The following is a 17,980-nucleotide window of genomic DNA, read 5'->3' as shown; positions in this document are numbered from 1 at the left end:
GAGCGTTTTATGGAAGCCAGCGCTATTCAGCTAACAGATAAGGGTAACCGTTTATGTTCGCTACGTTTATGATTGACCAGCTCGATGCGCTGATGCTCGCGCGTATCCAATTCGCTTTTGTTATCTCGTTTCATATTGTTTTTCCCGCTTTTTCTATCGGACTTGCCAGCTGGTTAACGGTGCTTGAATTCCGTTGGCTCAAAACAGGCGAGCCTATCTATGCTGAAGTCTACAAGCATTGGGTCAAAATATTCGCCGTGGTATTCGGTATGGGCGTAGTATCCGGTGTAGTAATGTCCTACCAGTTCGGTACTAACTGGGCGGTCTTTTCTGACAAAGCCGGTAACGTCTTGGGTCCACTACTCGCCTACGAAGTATTGACCGCGTTTTTCTTAGAAGCGTCCTTTTTAGGTATTATGCTATTTGGTTGGGGGCGCGTGAGCAAACGTATGCACTTTGCTTCCACTGCCATTGTCGCCATTGGTACACTGATTTCAGGCTTTTGGATTTTAGCCGCCAACAGCTTTATGCAGACGCCGCAAGGCTTTATGATGGGTGCAGATGGCCTTTTATATCCTACCAACTGGCTTGAGATCATTTTTAGCCCTTCATTCCCTTACCGCTATGCTCATATGATGACAGCGGCATTCTTGACGACAGCCTTTGTTATTGGCGGGGTTGGTGCTTATTATATTCAGTCCAAAAAACACACCGAACACCGTCAACATGGTCGTGTCATGCTAGGTATGGCCATGATTATGGCTATATTTGTCGCACCCGCTCAAGTATTAATTGGCGATGAGCATGGTCTAAATACTTTAGAGCATCAGCCAGCCAAAGTCGCAGCGATGGAAGGTATTTGGGAGGATGAGCGCGGTGCAGCGTTACGCCTATTTGCTATTCCTGACCAAGAAAACCAGACCAATAAATATGAAATAAGCATCCCCTATGTTTCAGGTTTGATTCTTACCCATTCGTTAGATGGGGAAGTAAAAGGTCTAAAAAACTGGGCACCTGAAGACCAACCACCGGTGATGATTGTATTCTGGGCGTTTCGTATCATGGTTGGTATTGGCATGTTAATGGTGCTGGTCGGCTTATTTAGTCTCTATAAGTACTTTAAAAAACAGCAATATAATCCCGAAAGTGTCTGGTTCCACCGTGCTTGGATGATGATGACACCGCTTGGCTTTATCGCATTATTGGCGGGCTGGTTTGTGACCGAGACAGGTCGTCAACCATGGACTGTATATGGTGTGATACGCACCGCAGAAAGCATGTCACCGCTCGCAGCACAGCAAGTGGCAACCACGTTGATTGGTTTTATTGTCCTCTATATATTTGTCTTCGGTGCAGGCAGTTTTTATATTCTACGCTTGATCGCTCAAGGGCCAAAACCGTACGAAGATCCTGCCGATGATAATTTCTATGAGCACTCAGTGACCGAAAGCCAAGGTCGTGCGCTCAGTGGCGATAGCAATCCTGCTAAGAGTACTGAAGAAGATATAGATACTCCTGCAAACGACGTCGATGATGGAGGGTTACGCTAATGTTTAACTACGGTGATGTATTAGACTTACCTTTAATTTGGGGCGGACTGATCGCTCTATCCGTCTTTATCTATGTATTGCTTGATGGCTTTGATTTGGGCTGCGGTATCTTGTTTCCCTTTGCTGGCTCAGATAAAAACCGTAGCCGCATTATGAACTCTATTGCCCCGTTTTGGGATGGTAACGAGACTTGGCTAGTATTGGGCGGTGGCGGCTTGTTCGCTGCTTTCCCGGTGGCTTATGGCATCATTATGACGGGGCTTTATCTGCCTGTTACTTTTATGCTATTCGGTCTAATAATGCGCGGTGTGGCATTTGAATTTCGCTTCAAAGCATCGTCACGTCGTCACGTATGGGACACTTTCTTTTTTGTTGGTTCAGTCGTTGCTACATTCTCTCAAGGTATTATGCTTGGGGCGCTTGTACAAGGTCTTGAGGCAAGCAACCGCCTATATACTGGTGGGCCGTTTGACTGGCTCACACCTTTCTCGATCGTCTGCGGCTTTGCCATGATTATCGGTTACGCCTTGCTTGGCTCTACATGGCTCATTATCAAAACTGAGCATACCCTACAAGTCTGGGCACGCAAAGTGTCTGGCTGGATGCTGTCTGCTTTGGTAGTGGCAATGATCGTCGTCACAGCGTTTATGTATTTTTCAGACATTAATGCTCTTGAAGGCTGGTTTAGCTTTCCAGGTCTATTATATCTAGCACCTATGCCAATTATAGTTTTACTATTATTTTTCTTGATGCGTAAAGACTTAAATGGCGAGCGCGAATATCGTCCTTTCTTGTTGACTGTGGCACTGTTTTTGATGGGCTATATCGGGGTTTGTTTTGCCATGTTCCCATACATCGTACCGTATCAGATGACGATTTATGAGGCAGCCGCAGCTGACACCTCACTATCCTTTATGTTAGTTGGTGCCGTCATAATGCTACCGATTATCCTGAGTTATACCGCTTTTGCCTATTACACCTTTAAGGGTAAAACTGGACATGAGCATATGTACTAAGGGTAAACAAAGGATATAAAAATGTGGCTACTGCAAATATGAGCAGTGGCTACACTTTTTAAAGCGCATTAACACGTAGTAGGAGGCGAGCATGAAGAAGCTCAGTAAGAAACAGTCACAATGGGCATGGTTCATTGGGCTATATATAGCAGGGTTTGCAGTTATTTTTACGATTGCTCAATTGATCAAGTTGGCTATGGGCATCTAGCAATCATTTGCAGCCCACTTAGCCATGGCTATATCACATAAAAAAGCAGCGCCGATTCATCGACGCTGCTTTTTTATAAGACTACTTATATAAGATTAATAAGAATTAGGCATCTTAATCTAAGCACTTTATTATAAATACCATAGTCTAAACACCATAATCTAAGCGCCTTTATGGTGATCAACACCGTTGCTTTTGATAAATTCATTTACCTGCGCTAAGCGTTCAGGCGTGCCCACATCGATCCAATTATCAGAAATAATTTCAGCCGTGATTTGGAACTTTATCATCGCTTGCTTGAGCAATGGTGCCAACGCCGCTGGCTGACCTGATACCAACCCATCGACTAATCGTGGTGACATCACACTAATGCCAGCAAAGGTGTATTTGTCTGCATCACCAATCGGCTGCTCGCTGGCTAAACCATTATTGATGGCAAAATCACCGCCGTTATTATGCTCTGGATTATCAATCAATAACAGATGTGCGCGCTGATCTGCGCCAAGCTTATAATCTCGCAACTGCGCAAAATCATAGGTCGTCCATACATCTGAGTTCACTAAGATAAATGGCTCATCGCGCAGCTTGCCAGTTTGTAACGCTTGAAAAATACCACCTGCGGTCTCTAGAGGCTCATCATTCTCTACTGACCAATGTAATTTAACACCGTATTGACTGCCATCACCCAGTGTATCCATCAGCTTATCAGCCAGCCATGACGCATTAATGGTGATATCAGTGATACCAGCCGCTTGTAGCGCTTTAATGTGCCAGACGATAAGCGGTTGCCCACTCACCTCGACCAGAGGTTTGGGTGTATCCAGTGTTAACGGGCGCAGACGCGTGCCCTTACCAGCAGCCAAAATCATTGCTTGGGTAATCATTGCTCGGTCAATCTCAGACATGTGCGCTCCTTTTTTTATTTTATTGGATTATACATTCAGATTAAAATTTGCTAATTTTTTAACGTCACTTATCAAATGAGCATTACTTATCAGATGAGCATTCGCATCAGATAAAGCTCGCAAGTGATTTGCAAGTGATTTACCCTAAATATACTGCTGTACGAACTTATTTTGATAAGCTGGCAGTATATTATCCCTGAGACTCTCATTAAACGGCGCTACTGCTTGTTGCATATGCGGTCTACCGTGCGCCTCTAACCATTCTAATTCAAACATTAAATCACGCATCACCTTAGGAATATCCGCCAAATAGCGATCTTTGCCATCTCGCTCAGACAAGCGAATAAAAATTCCCAACACTTTTAGATGTCGCTGCACGCCCATGACATTCATATCGTTTTCGAGCTGCTCTATGCTATCTGCCGTAGTCAAGCCCGCCTGCTTTTGCAACTGCCAAAAACCATTAACCCATGCAGAGACTTGGCTCTCTGACCATTCTACATAAGCATCTCGCAGCAATGACACCAAATCATAGGTATAAGAGCCGATGACGGCGTCTTGAAAGTCAATCACGCCTAAGCGCGAGCGATCCGCTTGGTCTTGCATCAAATTGCGACTGTGATAATCACGATGGACGATGACTTGTGGTTGCTGCAAAATCTCTTTTATTAAGGCTTCTTTTAAAGTATTCCATAATGCTTTATCAAACTCGACACTGATATAAGGTATAAACCAATCGCTAAATAAATCCATCTCACGATCTAATAACTCGGTATCATAATTTGGCAATTGATGTTGCGACTTTGCTGTTTCAACTGGCACGGTCTGTAGCGCGACCAACGTCTGCATTGCCAACTGATAATGCTCATCTATCTGCGCAGGCGTCGCATCAACGAGCAGATGGGCGAACTCTATCGCACCAAAATCCTGTAACACCAAAAAGCCTTTCGTCACGTCTTGCGCAATGAGCGTCGGCACATTGATCGCCGGTGCCATCAGCTTAGTCACATTGATAAACTGGCGCATGGCGTCTTGTTCGTCCGCTGAATCCATAACAATATAATGTGCGACTGTCGTGTCATTACTGTCTGACAGCTGGATTCTATGGTATTGGCGAGCACTTGCGTCACCAGGTAGACTATCGAGTTGGAACGTTTGACCAGCAAATACTTGCTGCAACCAGCTCTCTAATTGTTGTAGACGGCTATTGAGTTTGGTATCGATCATATTAGGCTCTAAAAGTATTTTATCAGTCATAATGGGCATCGCAGGTTAAATATAAGTCATAAACAATTAAAGTAGTGATAAGTCAGGCAAAACCTTGTTAAAATAGCAACGTCTTGAGCCAAAAAAACTGCGATAGCAGGCGTATTGGGATATCATTCGACATCTAGCGCTGAGCATAACCTCAGCAACCATTCAAAAAACAGCTCGGCTATATTATAAATTTTGGTAAATAGTGTAGCTGATTTGGTTTTTTTTGACTATGATTAGTCGTCATTATATGTAAAACAGCCAAATTCTTAAGATAGCATTATCAATCAGTGATTTTTTAGTCGTTTATTAACCGCCATACATGATTAATAATATGGTTACTAAATTCAGTATCGCAATCCAATAGGCTCTGCAATCATAGGTGTGCCCTTGTTATATTCTCCGCTTTACCAAAGCATCCGTTTGATCTTATTTGGTGCCTTAGGCTTGTCCAGCCTAACCGTTAGTGCTGCGCCCAGCAATGCTGACACACAGCAAACTGAGTCGTTAATCACTGACAGTAGCACCCGCTATATCTCTGATGTTACACCTGATGCCAATCGCAGTAGCGTCCAAAAAGACAGCGACTATAATGATATCCGCTATCAAAATAGCAATAATCAAAAAACTGACTTTCAGCGTAATACGTCTCAAAAGGCTGCTACTGATAACAATATTTCAGATAGTAGTTTTGACAATACTTTTAATGAAAGCGCCTTTAACGACAGCATCTCTAATGAGAATGCTACTAATGAAAGTCCTTTAGACAACCGCCCTCTAGAAATTACCGCCATCAACGAGAGTGATGATAAAGGTTTTGTACCAGCAGCAGATACGATTGCGACCACTCAGAACAATAGCACTGCCCAGCTTGCTGAAACCACTGCACCTAAAGCCGCACAGAAGACTGGTAAAGTTGATGTGAGTGATGAAAGTATTCAAGATAGTCTGCTGCGTTTAGCAGAATTTTATGAGCTGACGCCCGATACAGATGCCTCAACGTTAAACAATAGTGATAATGCGAACCAAAATGTCATTCAAAACGAGCTAACACCTACCCCGCAAACCATTCCAAAAGTGGGTAAAAACTTACAGTTATTACCGAATGCTGTAGATAGCGCCCAACGCTGCGAAGGTCAATGGGTTTATCCAAAGAGCAACCCTAATTATCAACGCGCGGTCAATGAGGCCGGAGCAACCAATGGACAGCCTGCGCCAAACTTAGATGGTCTCCCGAATAATCAAGCGCCGCTGTTTTCAGAATCAGATTATGTTTATTACGACAATGTCGACTATGCAGAGCTGTCGGGCAATGTCATCATCAATCAGGGTACCCAGCAAATAGAAGCAGAAAAAGTCTTGTTAGATTTGAGCAATGGCATTGCCGCAGCTCAAGGTAAAGTCATGTTTACTGACCAAGCGACAGGTCAGCAAGTATCACGCAGCAACGCACTAGATAGCAATGCGCCAAACCGCTCATCGAATAACCCCCAAGCCAATTTCACTGAAAAAGCATCAAAAGGTGGGCTTATTGGGGTCGCCGATAGTTTAAATTATAATACTGAAACTGGGCAGTCGACAGCCAATGATGTGGCTTTTGCTAGTGTAGAACTGCAAGCTCATGGTTATGCCAAGCGCTTGAACAGACCGAATGACAGTCAATATGAACTAGATGATGTCATGTTTAGTACCTGTCCACCAACCAATCGTAAATGGCAGTTTGATGCCAAAAGCATTGATTTAGATACTGATACAGGTCGCGGCGAAGCCTATAACACTACTTTCCGTATCGCTGACGTGCCTGTGTTTTATTTGCCTTACTTCAACTTTCCGATTGATAATCGTCGCACCAGTGGTTTTTTATTGCCGAATGCCAGTATCAGTAGTGAAAGCGGTCTTGAGGTTGATATACCCTACTATTTCAATTTGGCACCCAATTATGATGCCACGCTCAATACCCATATTTATACCGATCGCAATCCTATGGTGTCAGGCGAGTTTCGCTATCTGACCGAAAGTTATGGCGAAGGTATTTTTAATGGTTCATATTTGCCTAATGACAAAGAGTACAATGACGAAGACCGCTCTAGCTTTTTTTATGATCATTATTGGTCATCTAAGAGCATTCCACGCTTAAGCGGTGATGCAAAATACAGCTATGTGTCAGATTCCGACTACCTCAATGATTTTGACACGCTGGGTCTATCAGACAGCACCATAAACTTACCACGCCGTGCGCGTGTCAATTATTATAATGACTATGTTGATGGTGAATTGAAGGTAGAAACCTTTCAAACTCTAGACGCTTTTACTAGTAATGGTAAACCTTTAGAAGACAAAGATAAGCCTTACTCAAGATTGCCGCAGCTCAAACTCGATTATCGACTGCCTTGGGCGAAGAGCTTCGATATCACTGGTGTACACGATTCTGCTTATTTCAAAAAATCCATCGACGATGGCTCTGAGAATGAAAAAAGTGGCGGGCGAATTTATAATAAACTCAGCGCCGTTTATCCAATGGAAAAATCTTGGGGTTATATCAAGCCCAAACTGAGCTTACAACATCTCTATACCTCTTATGATGAGGATAGCTTAGCCGACAACCAGTTGAGTGATAAAGACGGTAGCCAGTCGGTATTTGTACCGCAAGCCAGTATTGATGCAGGTCTAAATTTCTATCAAGCAGGCTCACCTTTTGGCGCATTCGACGATACCATGGGTGGCTATCGCTTGCTAAGCCCGCGATTGAAATACACCTACTCGCCATATGAAGACCAAAACGATATTCCGAACTTTAATACGCGTATTGCCTCTATTAACTATGAACAGCTGTTCTCTGACAGTTGGTTCTTAGGGCATGATCGCTTGCAAGATTTGCATTCGCTTACTCCTGGTATCAATTATCGTTACATCGACGCAACGGGTGTGACACGTTTTGATGGTAGCATTGCAGAGCAGTTTTATATCGATAATGGACGTGTTACGCTTGATGATCAGCAACCGGTATTTACTTCATCATCATCAGGCATGGTATGGGATACCAGCACTCAACCTTATAACAATTTTTGGGTTGATGTCAGCGGAGCACTGACCAACGACTACGATTTAAATTATATTACGACTGAATTACGTTATCAGCCGTCTGACAACAGCTTGTTCAATGTGGGCTATGTCAAACGCCAACGTGATGAAAACACCGATCAGCTGCCGCTCTCTGCTTTTACCGCATCGGCTGTCTTTCCAATCAATAACAGCTGGCGAATCTTGGCTCAAGGTCAATACGATTACAATCGTGATAAAGTTCTTGATTCGTTGGTCGGCGTTGATTACGAAGATTGCTGCTTTGGTTTTGCAGTTTATGGTCGTCGTTACTATAATGACTTAAATGTCAAAGACAAACCAACGCAAGCCATTATGGCAGAGATTAGATTGAATGGTTTGGGTAGTGGTAGCAGCCGCCTGACTCGCTTACTCTCTGATAAAATCTTGGGCTTTGAACCTGTCCAGACTGCTTGGAAAGATTAAGACCGTGCTTGTATAAATATTTTTACTATATATTTCATAACCCAGTTTGTAACCCTATTATGGTCAACCCTGTCTAATATCTGACTGTTAAAAGTATTAAATAGCGTTGACCAACTACCATCCGATGCGATGACATTGATGAGGAGCATCATGAGATTTTTTTCTTTACGTCAAACCAGCCGTGCTGTATTGCTATCTATGAGTGCTAGCCTTGCGCTTACATTGAGCGCCCAAGCTGCCACCGTTAAACCTGCAAAAGCACAAGCACCTCAAGCAAATGCTGTGACCGCGCAGAATAACGTCAATCGTTTGACGCCAGCCAATAGCACCGACGGTATTATTGCTTTAGTCAATGAAAATGCTATCTTAAAGAGCGATTTGATCGATGCTATCACCCAAGCACAAGCACGTGCACAAGCGGCTGGTGAACCAATAGCAAACTCAGCACAGCTACAGTCTGAGGTGTTAAATGCGCTCATATTGCGTGAGTTACAACTGTCTATGGTCAAGCGCGTCGGTTTAAACCCTGATGAAGCGGCTATCAATCAACGCCTCGGTCAAATTGCTCAAGCAGAAGGGCTGACGAGCATCTCAGCTTTGCAACAGCGTTTGGACGCAGCAAAACCTGGTAGCTATGCGGCGCTACGTGCGCAATTAATCGAAGATGCAGCCATTCAAGCCTTGCAACAGCGCCAAATCGGTAACCGCGTGCGCATCAGCGAACAGGATATTGATGCATTTTTGGCCTCGCCTGAAGCCAAGCGCTTAAACCAGAGTGAGTATCAAACGATTCATGTACGAGTACCTTACATGGATGACTACAGCCGACTATCAGAAGCCCAACGCAATGAGGCGCTAAAGGTAGCAGAAGCTCTGCGTACTCGCCTGCTTGCACCAAACGTTGATGTCGCTGAAGCGGTCGCTGCTAGCCAAGGCAACTATCCTATTCCGCTACAAGGTGGCGATATGGGCTTTCATAAAGCCGCGTCTCTACCTACAGAGCTATCAAGTGAGATTACCAAACTTGAGGTTGGCGCGGTCAGCGCACCATTAATAACGCCTGAAGGTATCGATATAATCAAACTTGCTGACAAAAAAGCCAGCGATACCATGCTGATACCGCAGTGGCGTACTCGCCATATATTGGTGAAAGTTGATGAGCTACAGACAGACGCGCTTGCTGAGCAAAAGATTAATGATTTGTATGAACAGCTACGCAGCGGCGCTGATTTTGCTGGTTTAGCATCGACCTATTCAGATGATCCCGGTTCCGCTGGCCGCGGTGGCGATCTTGATTGGGTGAGCGAAGAAGACATGATTGGTCCATTCGAAGCCATGATGAAAAACACGGCGGTTGGTGACTACTCTGCTCCTTTCAAAACCCAGTTTGGCTGGCATATATTGAAAATAGAAGGCAAACGCCAACAAGATGTTAGCGATCAATATCGTCGCAATATGGCACGTCAAGCGCTTTATCAGCGCTTAGCACCGCAAGCCAAAGAAGACTGGCTACAAGAGCTACGCGCAGGTGCTTACATCCAAGTACTTGGCTAACTGATATAGGCATCGATAAGTCAAATCTAATAATGCTTTGTCAAAAAGGGTATATGCTAATGCATGTACCCTTTTTTTATTAACGTTTATTTATGCGCTAAAAATAATCAGAAGGTAATCTCAAATATATTACAGCATGTCCAAACACAAGAATATCGAATAAAATTATTATAAGCATTACACACACAAAGAAAAGCCCCGAACCTAGGGCGATTGGTTCGGGGCTATGGCGCTTCATATTGTTGTTATTATTTCTTCCATGCTGACTCATCCTAAGTCATAAACAGTATCCTATAAGACAGCGGGCTGACCTGTGCTTTTATTGATACTGTCTCAACACTGCATCCATGCGTATCCTTGTGTTGATGCAGGTATTGTAGGGTAATCAGTTTAATGCGACTAGAGGCTAAAGACCTTATTTAACGTAAGCATATGCTTACAGCCTCTTTTAACATTGCATCATACGATGGCTATAGTGTTGGCAGGCTATTAACCCTAACTTCTCTGCTCTTCTGCATGTTCCTTTGAGACTTTTTCACCTTCTTTTTTACCTTCTATGATTTTGTGATCGGTCTCTTTGATATCTTCCGCTTCTGCAGTAGGGGCATTTTGCGCTTGATTGCTCTCCTCTTCTGGTTCGTATTGTAAAGTCGTCATAACAGGAAAGTGATCCGAGCCTATCGACGGCATACGCCGAATATCTACCACCGTAAAACAAGCACTATGGAAGATGTGATCCAGCGCCCAACGTAAAAATGGATAACTGACATGAAAAGTATTGATAAAATGTCGACCAATACGCGGATCCAACAATCCTGAGATACGTTGAAAGCGTCGAGTCGTCTTTGACCATGCTACATCATTGAGATCGCCTGCCAATATCGCCGTTTGCTTGTTTTCTTTGATGTGTTTGCCAACCATCAATAGCTCAGCATCGCGGGTAGTAGATTTATCCGCTTCCGTCGGGCTTGGCGGCATAGGATGCAAGCAATACAACCAAATCACGCGACCACTTTGCAGGCGCAGTTGGGCATGAATAGAAGGTATGTCATCAATCATCAAGTACTTAACTTCAGGATCAATCAACTCAAGCTTAGAATAAAGATGCATCCCATACAGATTGTCTAGTGGCACTTTTACGGTGTAAGGATAATCAGCTTCGATTTGATGCAGCGCTTTTTCCCATTTTTCATCACTCTCTAGCGTAATTAAAATATCAGGCTGTCTTTGCTTCACCAAATCCACCAGTTTTTGGGTGTCATTATTGGGCGTTAGTACGTTTGATACCATTATTTTTAGTTGATGCGCCTGCCCTTCTGGCTTGTCTTTTGCCTTTTGAACTTCTTTTTTCCATAGCTTGGTATAAGGCAATACCATCCTAAGCTGAAAGGCTAATGTAATGCTTAAGACGGTAAATAACAGCCACTGTCCCAGCTGCCACTCTGACCAAAAAATCAGCATACCAATCCAAGCGATGACACCCAACACCATGATCTGAATACGCGGAAATTCAACACCGCGCACCCACCAATTATCCAGTGGTATCCAGCCCCAAATCGTCACAAATGCGATGAACCCTGCTAGCCACTGTATGCTGTAATATAATAGTGAGATATCCATAGTATGTATTAGCCGTCTATTAAATGATGAATATCGCCATGATTTTAACTGAACTGACGTTAGCTGTTTACTTTAGCATTTCAGAAGGTTGTCGCCTACTAATGAGCATGGATTATTCGTTAACCGCTATAAAACATTACACTTTTAATTCGCCCACCATAACGAGTACTACGGACAAATTTTATTTTTAGGGCTATCTACTTGTGGCGAGTAAGGCATTGCCACTATCGCCATTAGGTTAATAACTTAAAGTTATACTGAACATCATTAATAGTGTATGAAAAACCACTAAAAACGGCCGAAACGCCTTGCTTTTTATGGCTATTCACGGCATTGTTATCGGCTTGCAATGCAACAATTTATGGTAAAAAGGATTGAGTTTCATGAGTAATTTAACAGTAGGCTTGGTAGGCTGGCGCGGCATGGTCGGTTCAGTATTAATACAACGTATGACTGAGGAAAAAGATTTTGACGGTATTACACCCGTGTTTTTCTCAACCAGCAACGCAGGTGGTAATGCCCCAAGCCTTGATGGTATTCATACCGGCCAATTAAAAGATGCTCATGATATTGACGCGCTAGCAGCTTGTAATGTCATCATTACCTGCCAAGGCGGCGACTATACCTCGCAAGTCCATCAACCGCTACGTGATAGTGGCTGGAATGGCTACTGGATTGATGCGGCAAGCACCTTGCGAATGGAAGATGACAGCATCATCATTCTCGATCCAGTCAATCGCGCCGTTATTGACAGCGCCCTAGCCAATGGCAAAAAAGACTTTATCGGTGGTAACTGTACCGTGTCACTAATGCTTATGGCGATTGGCGAGCTGTTTAATAAAGGCTGGGTAGAATGGGTCAGCGCCATGACTTATCAGGCTGCTAGTGGTTCTGGTGCTAACAACATGCGCGAATTAATCACTGGCATGGGCGTGCTACACGATGCAGTCAAAGACGAGTTGGCTGACCCTGCCAGCGCCATCCTTGATATTGATAAAAAAATCGCTCAGACTCAGCGCTCAGATGACTTTCCTAAGCGATACTTTGGTGTGCCATTAGCAGGTAGCTTGATCCCCTATATCGATGTTCAGTTAGAAAACAAGCAATCCAAGGAAGAATGGAAAGGCGGCGTCGAAACCAATAAAATCCTTGGTAACGCAGAAGCCGATAAGATTGCTATCGATGGCATGTGTGTCCGCGTTGGTGCGATGCGCTGTCATGCGCAAGGCCTTACCATCAAGCTCAAAAAAGACATTCCGCTAGAAGAAATCGAAGCAGCACTTAAAAACAGCGGCAATGAATGGTTGGACTTGGTCGAAGACGACAAAGAAGCGACCATGAATCGTTTAACCCCAGTGGCAGTGACTGGCACATTGACAGTTGCACTAGGTCGCTTGCGTAAGCTCAATATGGGCCCTGAGTATCTAGGCGCATTTACCGTTGGTGATCAACTGTTATGGGGCGCAGCCGAGCCGCTACGTCGTATGCTTAATATCATCCGTGAGCAAAAAGACTAAGTTTATTTTCTTAAAAAGTCAGTACAAAAAAGACAGCAAATGCTGTCTTTTTTATGGGCATACCACTTCCAAAAATTTGAATAGCACGGCAAACAAATGCAAGTCCTACTTATAACAAGCTCAGAAAATGTGACAACGCTCATCTTATACTTTGAGGCTAGAATTACTTTGGCTTGTAAGCAATCATCACTTCATTACGGCGCAAAAAAGGCAGCGTCCAAGGCGGATTATAACGTGCCAGTTCAGGCTCGCCCGTTATAGTCAAATTTTGGGTTTGCATCCAAGATTGTAGCTCTTCTGTTTTAGTCGCTACTTTTTTACTGCCTGCCAACCCTGAGAACTTAATCACACCGTACGTCTGTGCTGGCACCTCGGTAATCGTGATGTTTGGATTATTAGGCTTTGGCAGTGTTTGCATCGTATATTGACTGGGCATAGTAAATTGTACACGCCACTTACCATCGTCTTGCTGCATACTTACTGGTGCTGTCATCGCAATTTTCTGTGATTCGCTATCACTCTTTTTGTTATTAGGCTGCATCGTAACGGGCGCAGTCATGCTAATTTTACTACTACCGCCAGTTGGCGCTGTATTATTGCCAAATATATAGTCGGCTAACACTTTAAACCCTTCGCGACTCGCTGAGTCTTGGTCTCCACTTACCAACGTTTGCGCTACTAGCTGCTTATCGTAACGACGCAGCTCAAAGTCATCCATTTGCGACCACACTGTATAATTCGGCTCTTCGGTCGCCATAGCTGCTCCTGAGGTTAATAATGAACCACTTAATAATAAGTAGGTTGCCTTTTTCATAGTATGTCTCCAGCAGTTGAAACATCGCTTAGCAATGGTTACTGTCTCGCCATTATGATTTCTACTTTACCAATTACTCATAAGTACTGTCTGTGTCTTTTGGTTATGACAAAATACTATTAACCAAAAGACCCATTTGTCAGATATATCAATACCTCATAAACATCTATGTCCAAAAAAACTGCTAACAATGCTATAATTATCACCATTTTCATAGCTTACATAGCGGTTATCATATGCAATTTGTCTTACATAAAACGGCCAGCGGTGACACGCGTGCGCGCCGTGGTACGGTTCATCTCAATCATGGCGACGTGCAAACACCAGCGTTTATGCCTGTTGGCACTTATGGTACGGTCAAGGGCATGCTGCCACGTGATATTGAAGCCATTGGTGCGGATATTATTTTGGGCAATACCTTTCATCTATGGTTACGTCCAGGTACCGAAGTGATTGATAAGTTTGGCGGCTTGCATAAGTTCATGCATTGGGATAAGCCTATCCTGACTGATTCAGGTGGTTTCCAAGTATTCAGTCTGGGTGCCATGCGTAAAATCACCGAAGAAGGGGTCGACTTTAAATCTCCTATCGATGGTGCGAAAGTTTTTCTGTCGCCAGAAAAATCGATGCAGATTCAGTACAGCTTGAACTCAGACATCGTCATGCAATTTGATGAGTGTACGCCCTATCCTGCGACTCATGACGAAGCTAAAAAGTCATTAGAGCTGTCATTACGTTGGGGACAGCGCTGTGTTGATGAGCACAACAGACTGGGCAGCACCAACGCATTATTTGGCATTATTCAAGGCAGTATGTATCCTGATTTGCGTCAGCAATCACTTGAAGGCCTGCTCGATATCGGCTTTGATGGTTATGCCATCGGTGGTCTGTCAGTTGGTGAACCAAAAGATGAAATGATAGATGTCCTAGACTACCTCCCTGATGATATGCCAGCAGATAAGCCACGCTATCTGATGGGCGTTGGTAAGCCTGAGGATTTAGTTGAAGGCGTACGTCGCGGTGTCGATATGTTCGACTGTGTGATGCCGACGCGTAACGCGCGTAATGGTCACTACTTCGTCACAGGCGATGCAGACAATGCTGGTGTGGTACGTATCCGTAACAGTCAGTATCGCAATGACGAAGGTCCATTAGATCCTGAATGCGACTGCTATACTTGCCAAAATTTTAGCCGTGCTTATCTCTACCATCTTAATAAGTGTAAAGAGATGCTGGGCGCTCAATTAGCGACTATCCATAACTTGCGCTATTATCAGCGTTTGATGCAAGGTATCCGTGATGCCATTGAACAAGACAAATTTGATGAGTTTGTCAGCGAATTTTATAACAAACGTGGACAAACAGTACCTGAGTTAAATCTACGCTAATCATATTTTTGCAATTGTCATATCTATAAAAAGGGCTTAAGAATTATCTTAAGCCCTTTTTAGTGTGTTGCTTTTATTATTTCTAGTTAATCAGTACTAGCCCATTAACGAGGTTACAAATACCACGAGCACGGCAATTGGTGCTACAAACTTAGCAACGATTTGCCATAATTGCCATGCACCATTAGACAGACCAAGCTCTTGCTGAATACTGCGTTGATCCATTTGCCAACCAACGAAAATAATTGCAGCAAGACCAGTTAGCGGGAGAAGAAATTTACTGGTAATTTTATCCAATGCATCAAAGATACCGTTACCCATGATAGTAAAGTCAGACCATAGGTTAAATGATAGTAGTGCCGCAACACCTAATAGCCAAATCACCGTACTGGCAACGATGGTTGATACCGTACGACTCATCGGTGTACGTTCTTCTAAAAACTCAACGGTTGGCTCAAGCAATGAGATTGATGAGGTAATAGCAGCAAAAGTAATAAGCAAGAAGAACAATGTACCAATGATCGTCCCTGCGCCCATGCTACCAAAAGCAATCGGTAGGCTGACAAAGATAAGACCAGGGCCTGAAGCAGGGTCTAGACCATTGCTGAAGATGATTGGGAAGATTGCTAGACCAGCAGCCAAAGCGATAACCGTATCTAAAATCACAACAGTACGGGCAGTTTTTAGTAAGTTCACTTCACGACCCAAATATGAGCCATAAGCAATCATAATACCCATACCAATAGATAGGGTGAAGAACGCATGACCCAATGCTGCAAGCATCACATCGCCAGTCAACTTGCTAAGATCTGGTGTGAATAAATAAGCCACTGCTTCGCCAAAACCACCGTTTATAACGTTATAACCAACGATGACGAACAAAATCACGCCTAATAGTGGCATTAAGACTTTAGCCGTGGTTTCGATACCTTTGGTCACACCAATACCGACAATCAAAGCAGTAATAGCCATAAACACGGTATGCCAAATCGTCAATGTACCTGCTGAAGCCAACATAGCATCAAAGGTCGCAGCAATAGAATCACTGTCTTGACCAATAAAACTGCCTGTACCTGCTTTAGTAATATAGTTGAGTGCCCAGCCACCAATCACACTATAAAACGATAGAATTAAGAAACCACCTAAAATACCTGACGCGCCAATGATGCCCCAACTGCGCGACTTACCTTCACTTGCTGCAACATCCGCAAAAGTGTTGACTGGGTTCTTTTGCCCACGGCGACCAATCAGCCATTCAGCGACTAGAATCGGAAAACCTACCAGCGCGATGCAGAATAAATAAGCGATAACGAAAGCTGAACCACCGCTTTCACCGACCATATAAGGAAACTTCCATATGTTTCCCAAACCAACTGCTGAACCAACCGCTGCCAATACGAAGCCAAAACTTGAGCTCCACTGTGCATGTTCTTGTTTATTAATAGCCATTTTTTCCGTCCTCGTGCTTCAATTAACATCACTGATAATCTTCCTTGATTATCATAAATAGCCATGAAAAATATCAGGCTATTCAATAAACACCTCAATGTGAGGCGTCCAGCAACATTAAGAAAGAATTGTTTACAATATCGTAAAGGCTCAGTTTCTGCTAAGCCACCAAAAAAGTCAAGCGCTCATAAACATAAAAAGCCATAACAATTGGTTATGGCTTCTGGTAATTTTATCTATAACTGACAAGAGTTTGGCTGATTAATGAATGCATACTATATATGATTTTCAGCAAAACCCAATCGCCGTTCTAACGCACGACACCACGACGGCTTTTTTGTAGTGAATCAATGAGCAACTGGATTTTCGGCTCTTTTGGTAGCAGCTCATTATTCAAAACCTCAAGCGCTTGCACGGTCGTCAGACCAGATCTAAAAATCATACGGTAAGCTTGACGCAATACCTCAATTGTCTCTTTTGACCATCCTTTACGACGCATGCCTTCCACATTGAGACCATGAGTCGTTGCTGGATTGCCAGATACCATGGTAAAGGCGGCTACATCTTTTAGGATCAGACTTGCGCCTCCAATCAAGCTATAGTCATCAACCGTACAAAACTGATGAATACCTGAATTACCGCCAATGATCGTGTGATTACCAATAGTCACATGCCCTGCAACGCCAACATTGTTGGCCAATACATTATGATCACCAATCACACAATCATGAGCCACATGAGTGTTCACCATCAGTAGATTATGGCTGCCTATTTTAGTGAGCTCACTATCTTGTGCGGTGCCGCGGTGTAAACTACAGGCTTCTCGAATGGTATTATGATCGCCAATCTCAAGCCAAGTACGCTCACCAGCATACTTCAAATCCTGAGGATCTTCGCCAATGCTCGCAAATTGATAAAACTCATTGTGTTGACCAATACGAGTCAATTTGGTAACAACTACATGGCGATGCAGAACCGTGTGAGCGCCAATAGTGACCTCATCACCGACGATACAATACGGACCAATGATAGCAGTCTCATCAATTTGGGCGGACGGTGAGATGAGTGCTGTTGGATGGATCTGACTCATAATGTGGGCCTTTGTATGATCTGATGCGAGTAAATGGTAAAACAAATACAGCCAATTTAGTTTTATGAGAAAACCTAAGCATGGCTCTGC

At 43.7% G+C, this 17,980-nt stretch carries 13 protein-coding genes; 7 read left to right on the top strand and 6 right to left on the bottom strand.

The window, feature by feature from the left end; all coding sequences use genetic code 11:
- Window positions 1-53: 53 nt before the first annotated feature.
- From JMX82_RS04300 to JMX82_RS14440, 3 genes are all read left to right on the top strand, one after another.
- Entirely contained in the window at window positions 54-1,550 is a 1,497-nt protein-coding gene (locus tag JMX82_RS04300) for a cytochrome ubiquinol oxidase subunit I (protein WP_087814611.1), read from the top strand.
- Window positions 1,550-2,566 (top strand): cytochrome d ubiquinol oxidase subunit II, encoded by a 1,017-nt coding sequence (gene cydB / locus JMX82_RS04295; protein ID WP_201539606.1) that lies wholly within the window; start codon window positions 1,550-1,552, stop codon window positions 2,564-2,566. Before JMX82_RS04300 ends, cydB begins: the two co-directional genes overlap by 1 nt.
- A 91-nt stretch (window positions 2,567-2,657) precedes the next feature.
- Window positions 2,658-2,774, top strand: a complete 117-nt coding sequence (locus tag JMX82_RS14440) for a DUF2474 domain-containing protein (protein WP_372815413.1) — start codon at window positions 2,658-2,660, stop codon at window positions 2,772-2,774.
- Window positions 2,775-2,935: 161 nt separating this feature from the next.
- Here the strand turns inward: JMX82_RS14440 and murU are convergent, their stop codons facing one another.
- Complete coding sequence (gene murU, locus JMX82_RS04290) at window positions 2,936-3,679, bottom strand: N-acetylmuramate alpha-1-phosphate uridylyltransferase MurU (protein ID WP_227676309.1); 744 nt, start codon at window positions 3,677-3,679, stop codon at window positions 2,936-2,938.
- A 144-nt stretch (window positions 3,680-3,823) separates the two neighbouring features.
- The gene (locus JMX82_RS04285; RefSeq protein ID WP_227676307.1) at window positions 3,824-4,906 is read right to left on the bottom strand and encodes an aminoglycoside phosphotransferase family protein; all 1,083 of its coding nucleotides are present in this window, start codon (window positions 4,904-4,906) and stop codon (window positions 3,824-3,826) included.
- Between the two features lie 417 nt (window positions 4,907-5,323).
- On the opposite strand from JMX82_RS04285, the gene JMX82_RS04280 reads away from it, so the two are divergent.
- Window positions 5,324-8,458 (top strand): LPS-assembly protein LptD, encoded by a 3,135-nt coding sequence (locus tag JMX82_RS04280; protein ID WP_201539604.1) that lies wholly within the window; start codon window positions 5,324-5,326, stop codon window positions 8,456-8,458.
- 150 nt (window positions 8,459-8,608) lie between these two features.
- Window positions 8,609-10,012, top strand: coding sequence for a peptidylprolyl isomerase (locus JMX82_RS04275; protein WP_201539603.1), 1,404 nt, complete (start codon window positions 8,609-8,611; stop codon window positions 10,010-10,012).
- Between the two features lie 495 nt (window positions 10,013-10,507).
- Here the strand turns inward: JMX82_RS04275 and JMX82_RS04270 are convergent, their stop codons facing one another.
- On the bottom strand, window positions 10,508-11,632 hold the full coding sequence (locus JMX82_RS04270; protein ID WP_201539602.1) for an endonuclease/exonuclease/phosphatase family protein: 1,125 nt from the start codon (window positions 11,630-11,632) through the stop codon (window positions 10,508-10,510).
- A 383-nt stretch (window positions 11,633-12,015) separates the two neighbouring features.
- On the opposite strand from JMX82_RS04270, the gene asd reads away from it, so the two are divergent.
- Window positions 12,016-13,149: an aspartate-semialdehyde dehydrogenase gene (gene asd, locus JMX82_RS04265; RefSeq protein WP_201539601.1), complete on the top strand. Its 1,134-nt coding sequence runs from the start codon at window positions 12,016-12,018 to the stop codon at window positions 13,147-13,149.
- 163 nt (window positions 13,150-13,312) lie between these two features.
- Here the strand turns inward: asd and JMX82_RS04260 are convergent, their stop codons facing one another.
- Entirely contained in the window at window positions 13,313-13,963 is a 651-nt protein-coding gene (locus JMX82_RS04260) for an SOUL family heme-binding protein (protein WP_201539600.1), read from the bottom strand.
- Between the two features lie 236 nt (window positions 13,964-14,199).
- Between JMX82_RS04260 and tgt the strand changes: the two genes are divergently transcribed.
- Entirely contained in the window at window positions 14,200-15,351 is a 1,152-nt protein-coding gene (gene tgt, locus JMX82_RS04255) for a tRNA guanosine(34) transglycosylase Tgt (protein WP_193009500.1), read from the top strand.
- 96 nt (window positions 15,352-15,447) lie between these two features.
- Here tgt and JMX82_RS04250 read toward each other — a convergent pair whose 3' ends face one another.
- Window positions 15,448-16,800: a sodium-dependent transporter gene (locus tag JMX82_RS04250; protein ID WP_087814621.1), complete on the bottom strand. Its 1,353-nt coding sequence runs from the start codon at window positions 16,798-16,800 to the stop codon at window positions 15,448-15,450.
- A gap of 310 nt (window positions 16,801-17,110) precedes the next feature.
- A complete protein-coding gene (lpxA, locus tag JMX82_RS04245) occupies window positions 17,111-17,890 on the bottom strand; it encodes an acyl-ACP--UDP-N-acetylglucosamine O-acyltransferase (RefSeq protein ID WP_060490688.1) in 780 nt (259 codons plus the stop codon).
- Window positions 17,891-17,980 lie beyond the last annotated feature (90 nt).

Origin of the sequence: Psychrobacter sp. 1044, assembly GCF_904846525.1 — a bacterium.
Taxonomy (GTDB): domain Bacteria; phylum Pseudomonadota; class Gammaproteobacteria; order Pseudomonadales; family Moraxellaceae; genus Psychrobacter.
This window is presented reverse-complemented; position numbering and strand designations above follow the sequence as displayed.

What these genes read in the sequence shown, in the direction of transcription:
- JMX82_RS04300 (WP_087814611.1), top strand. Translation starts at nt 54, where the DNA reads ATGTTCGCTACGTTTATGATTGACCAGCTCGATGCGCTGATGCTCGCG.
- cydB (WP_201539606.1), top strand. Translation starts at nt 1,550, where the DNA reads ATGTTTAACTACGGTGATGTATTAGACTTACCTTTAATTTGGGGCGGA.
- JMX82_RS14440 (WP_372815413.1), top strand. Translation starts at nt 2,658, where the DNA reads ATGAAGAAGCTCAGTAAGAAACAGTCACAATGGGCATGGTTCATTGGG.
- murU (WP_227676309.1), bottom strand. Translation starts at nt 3,679, where the DNA reads ATGTCTGAGATTGACCGAGCAATGATTACCCAAGCAATGATTTTGGCT.
- JMX82_RS04285 (WP_227676307.1), bottom strand. Translation starts at nt 4,906, where the DNA reads ATGATCGATACCAAACTCAATAGCCGTCTACAACAATTAGAGAGCTGG.
- JMX82_RS04275 (WP_201539603.1), top strand. Translation starts at nt 8,609, where the DNA reads ATGAGATTTTTTTCTTTACGTCAAACCAGCCGTGCTGTATTGCTATCT.
- JMX82_RS04270 (WP_201539602.1), bottom strand. Translation starts at nt 11,632, where the DNA reads ATGGATATCTCACTATTATATTACAGCATACAGTGGCTAGCAGGGTTC.
- asd (WP_201539601.1), top strand. Translation starts at nt 12,016, where the DNA reads ATGAGTAATTTAACAGTAGGCTTGGTAGGCTGGCGCGGCATGGTCGGT.
- JMX82_RS04260 (WP_201539600.1), bottom strand. Translation starts at nt 13,963, where the DNA reads ATGAAAAAGGCAACCTACTTATTATTAAGTGGTTCATTATTAACCTCA.
- tgt (WP_193009500.1), top strand. Translation starts at nt 14,200, where the DNA reads ATGCAATTTGTCTTACATAAAACGGCCAGCGGTGACACGCGTGCGCGC.
- JMX82_RS04250 (WP_087814621.1), bottom strand. Translation starts at nt 16,800, where the DNA reads ATGGCTATTAATAAACAAGAACATGCACAGTGGAGCTCAAGTTTTGGC.
- lpxA (WP_060490688.1), bottom strand. Translation starts at nt 17,890, where the DNA reads ATGAGTCAGATCCATCCAACAGCACTCATCTCACCGTCCGCCCAAATT.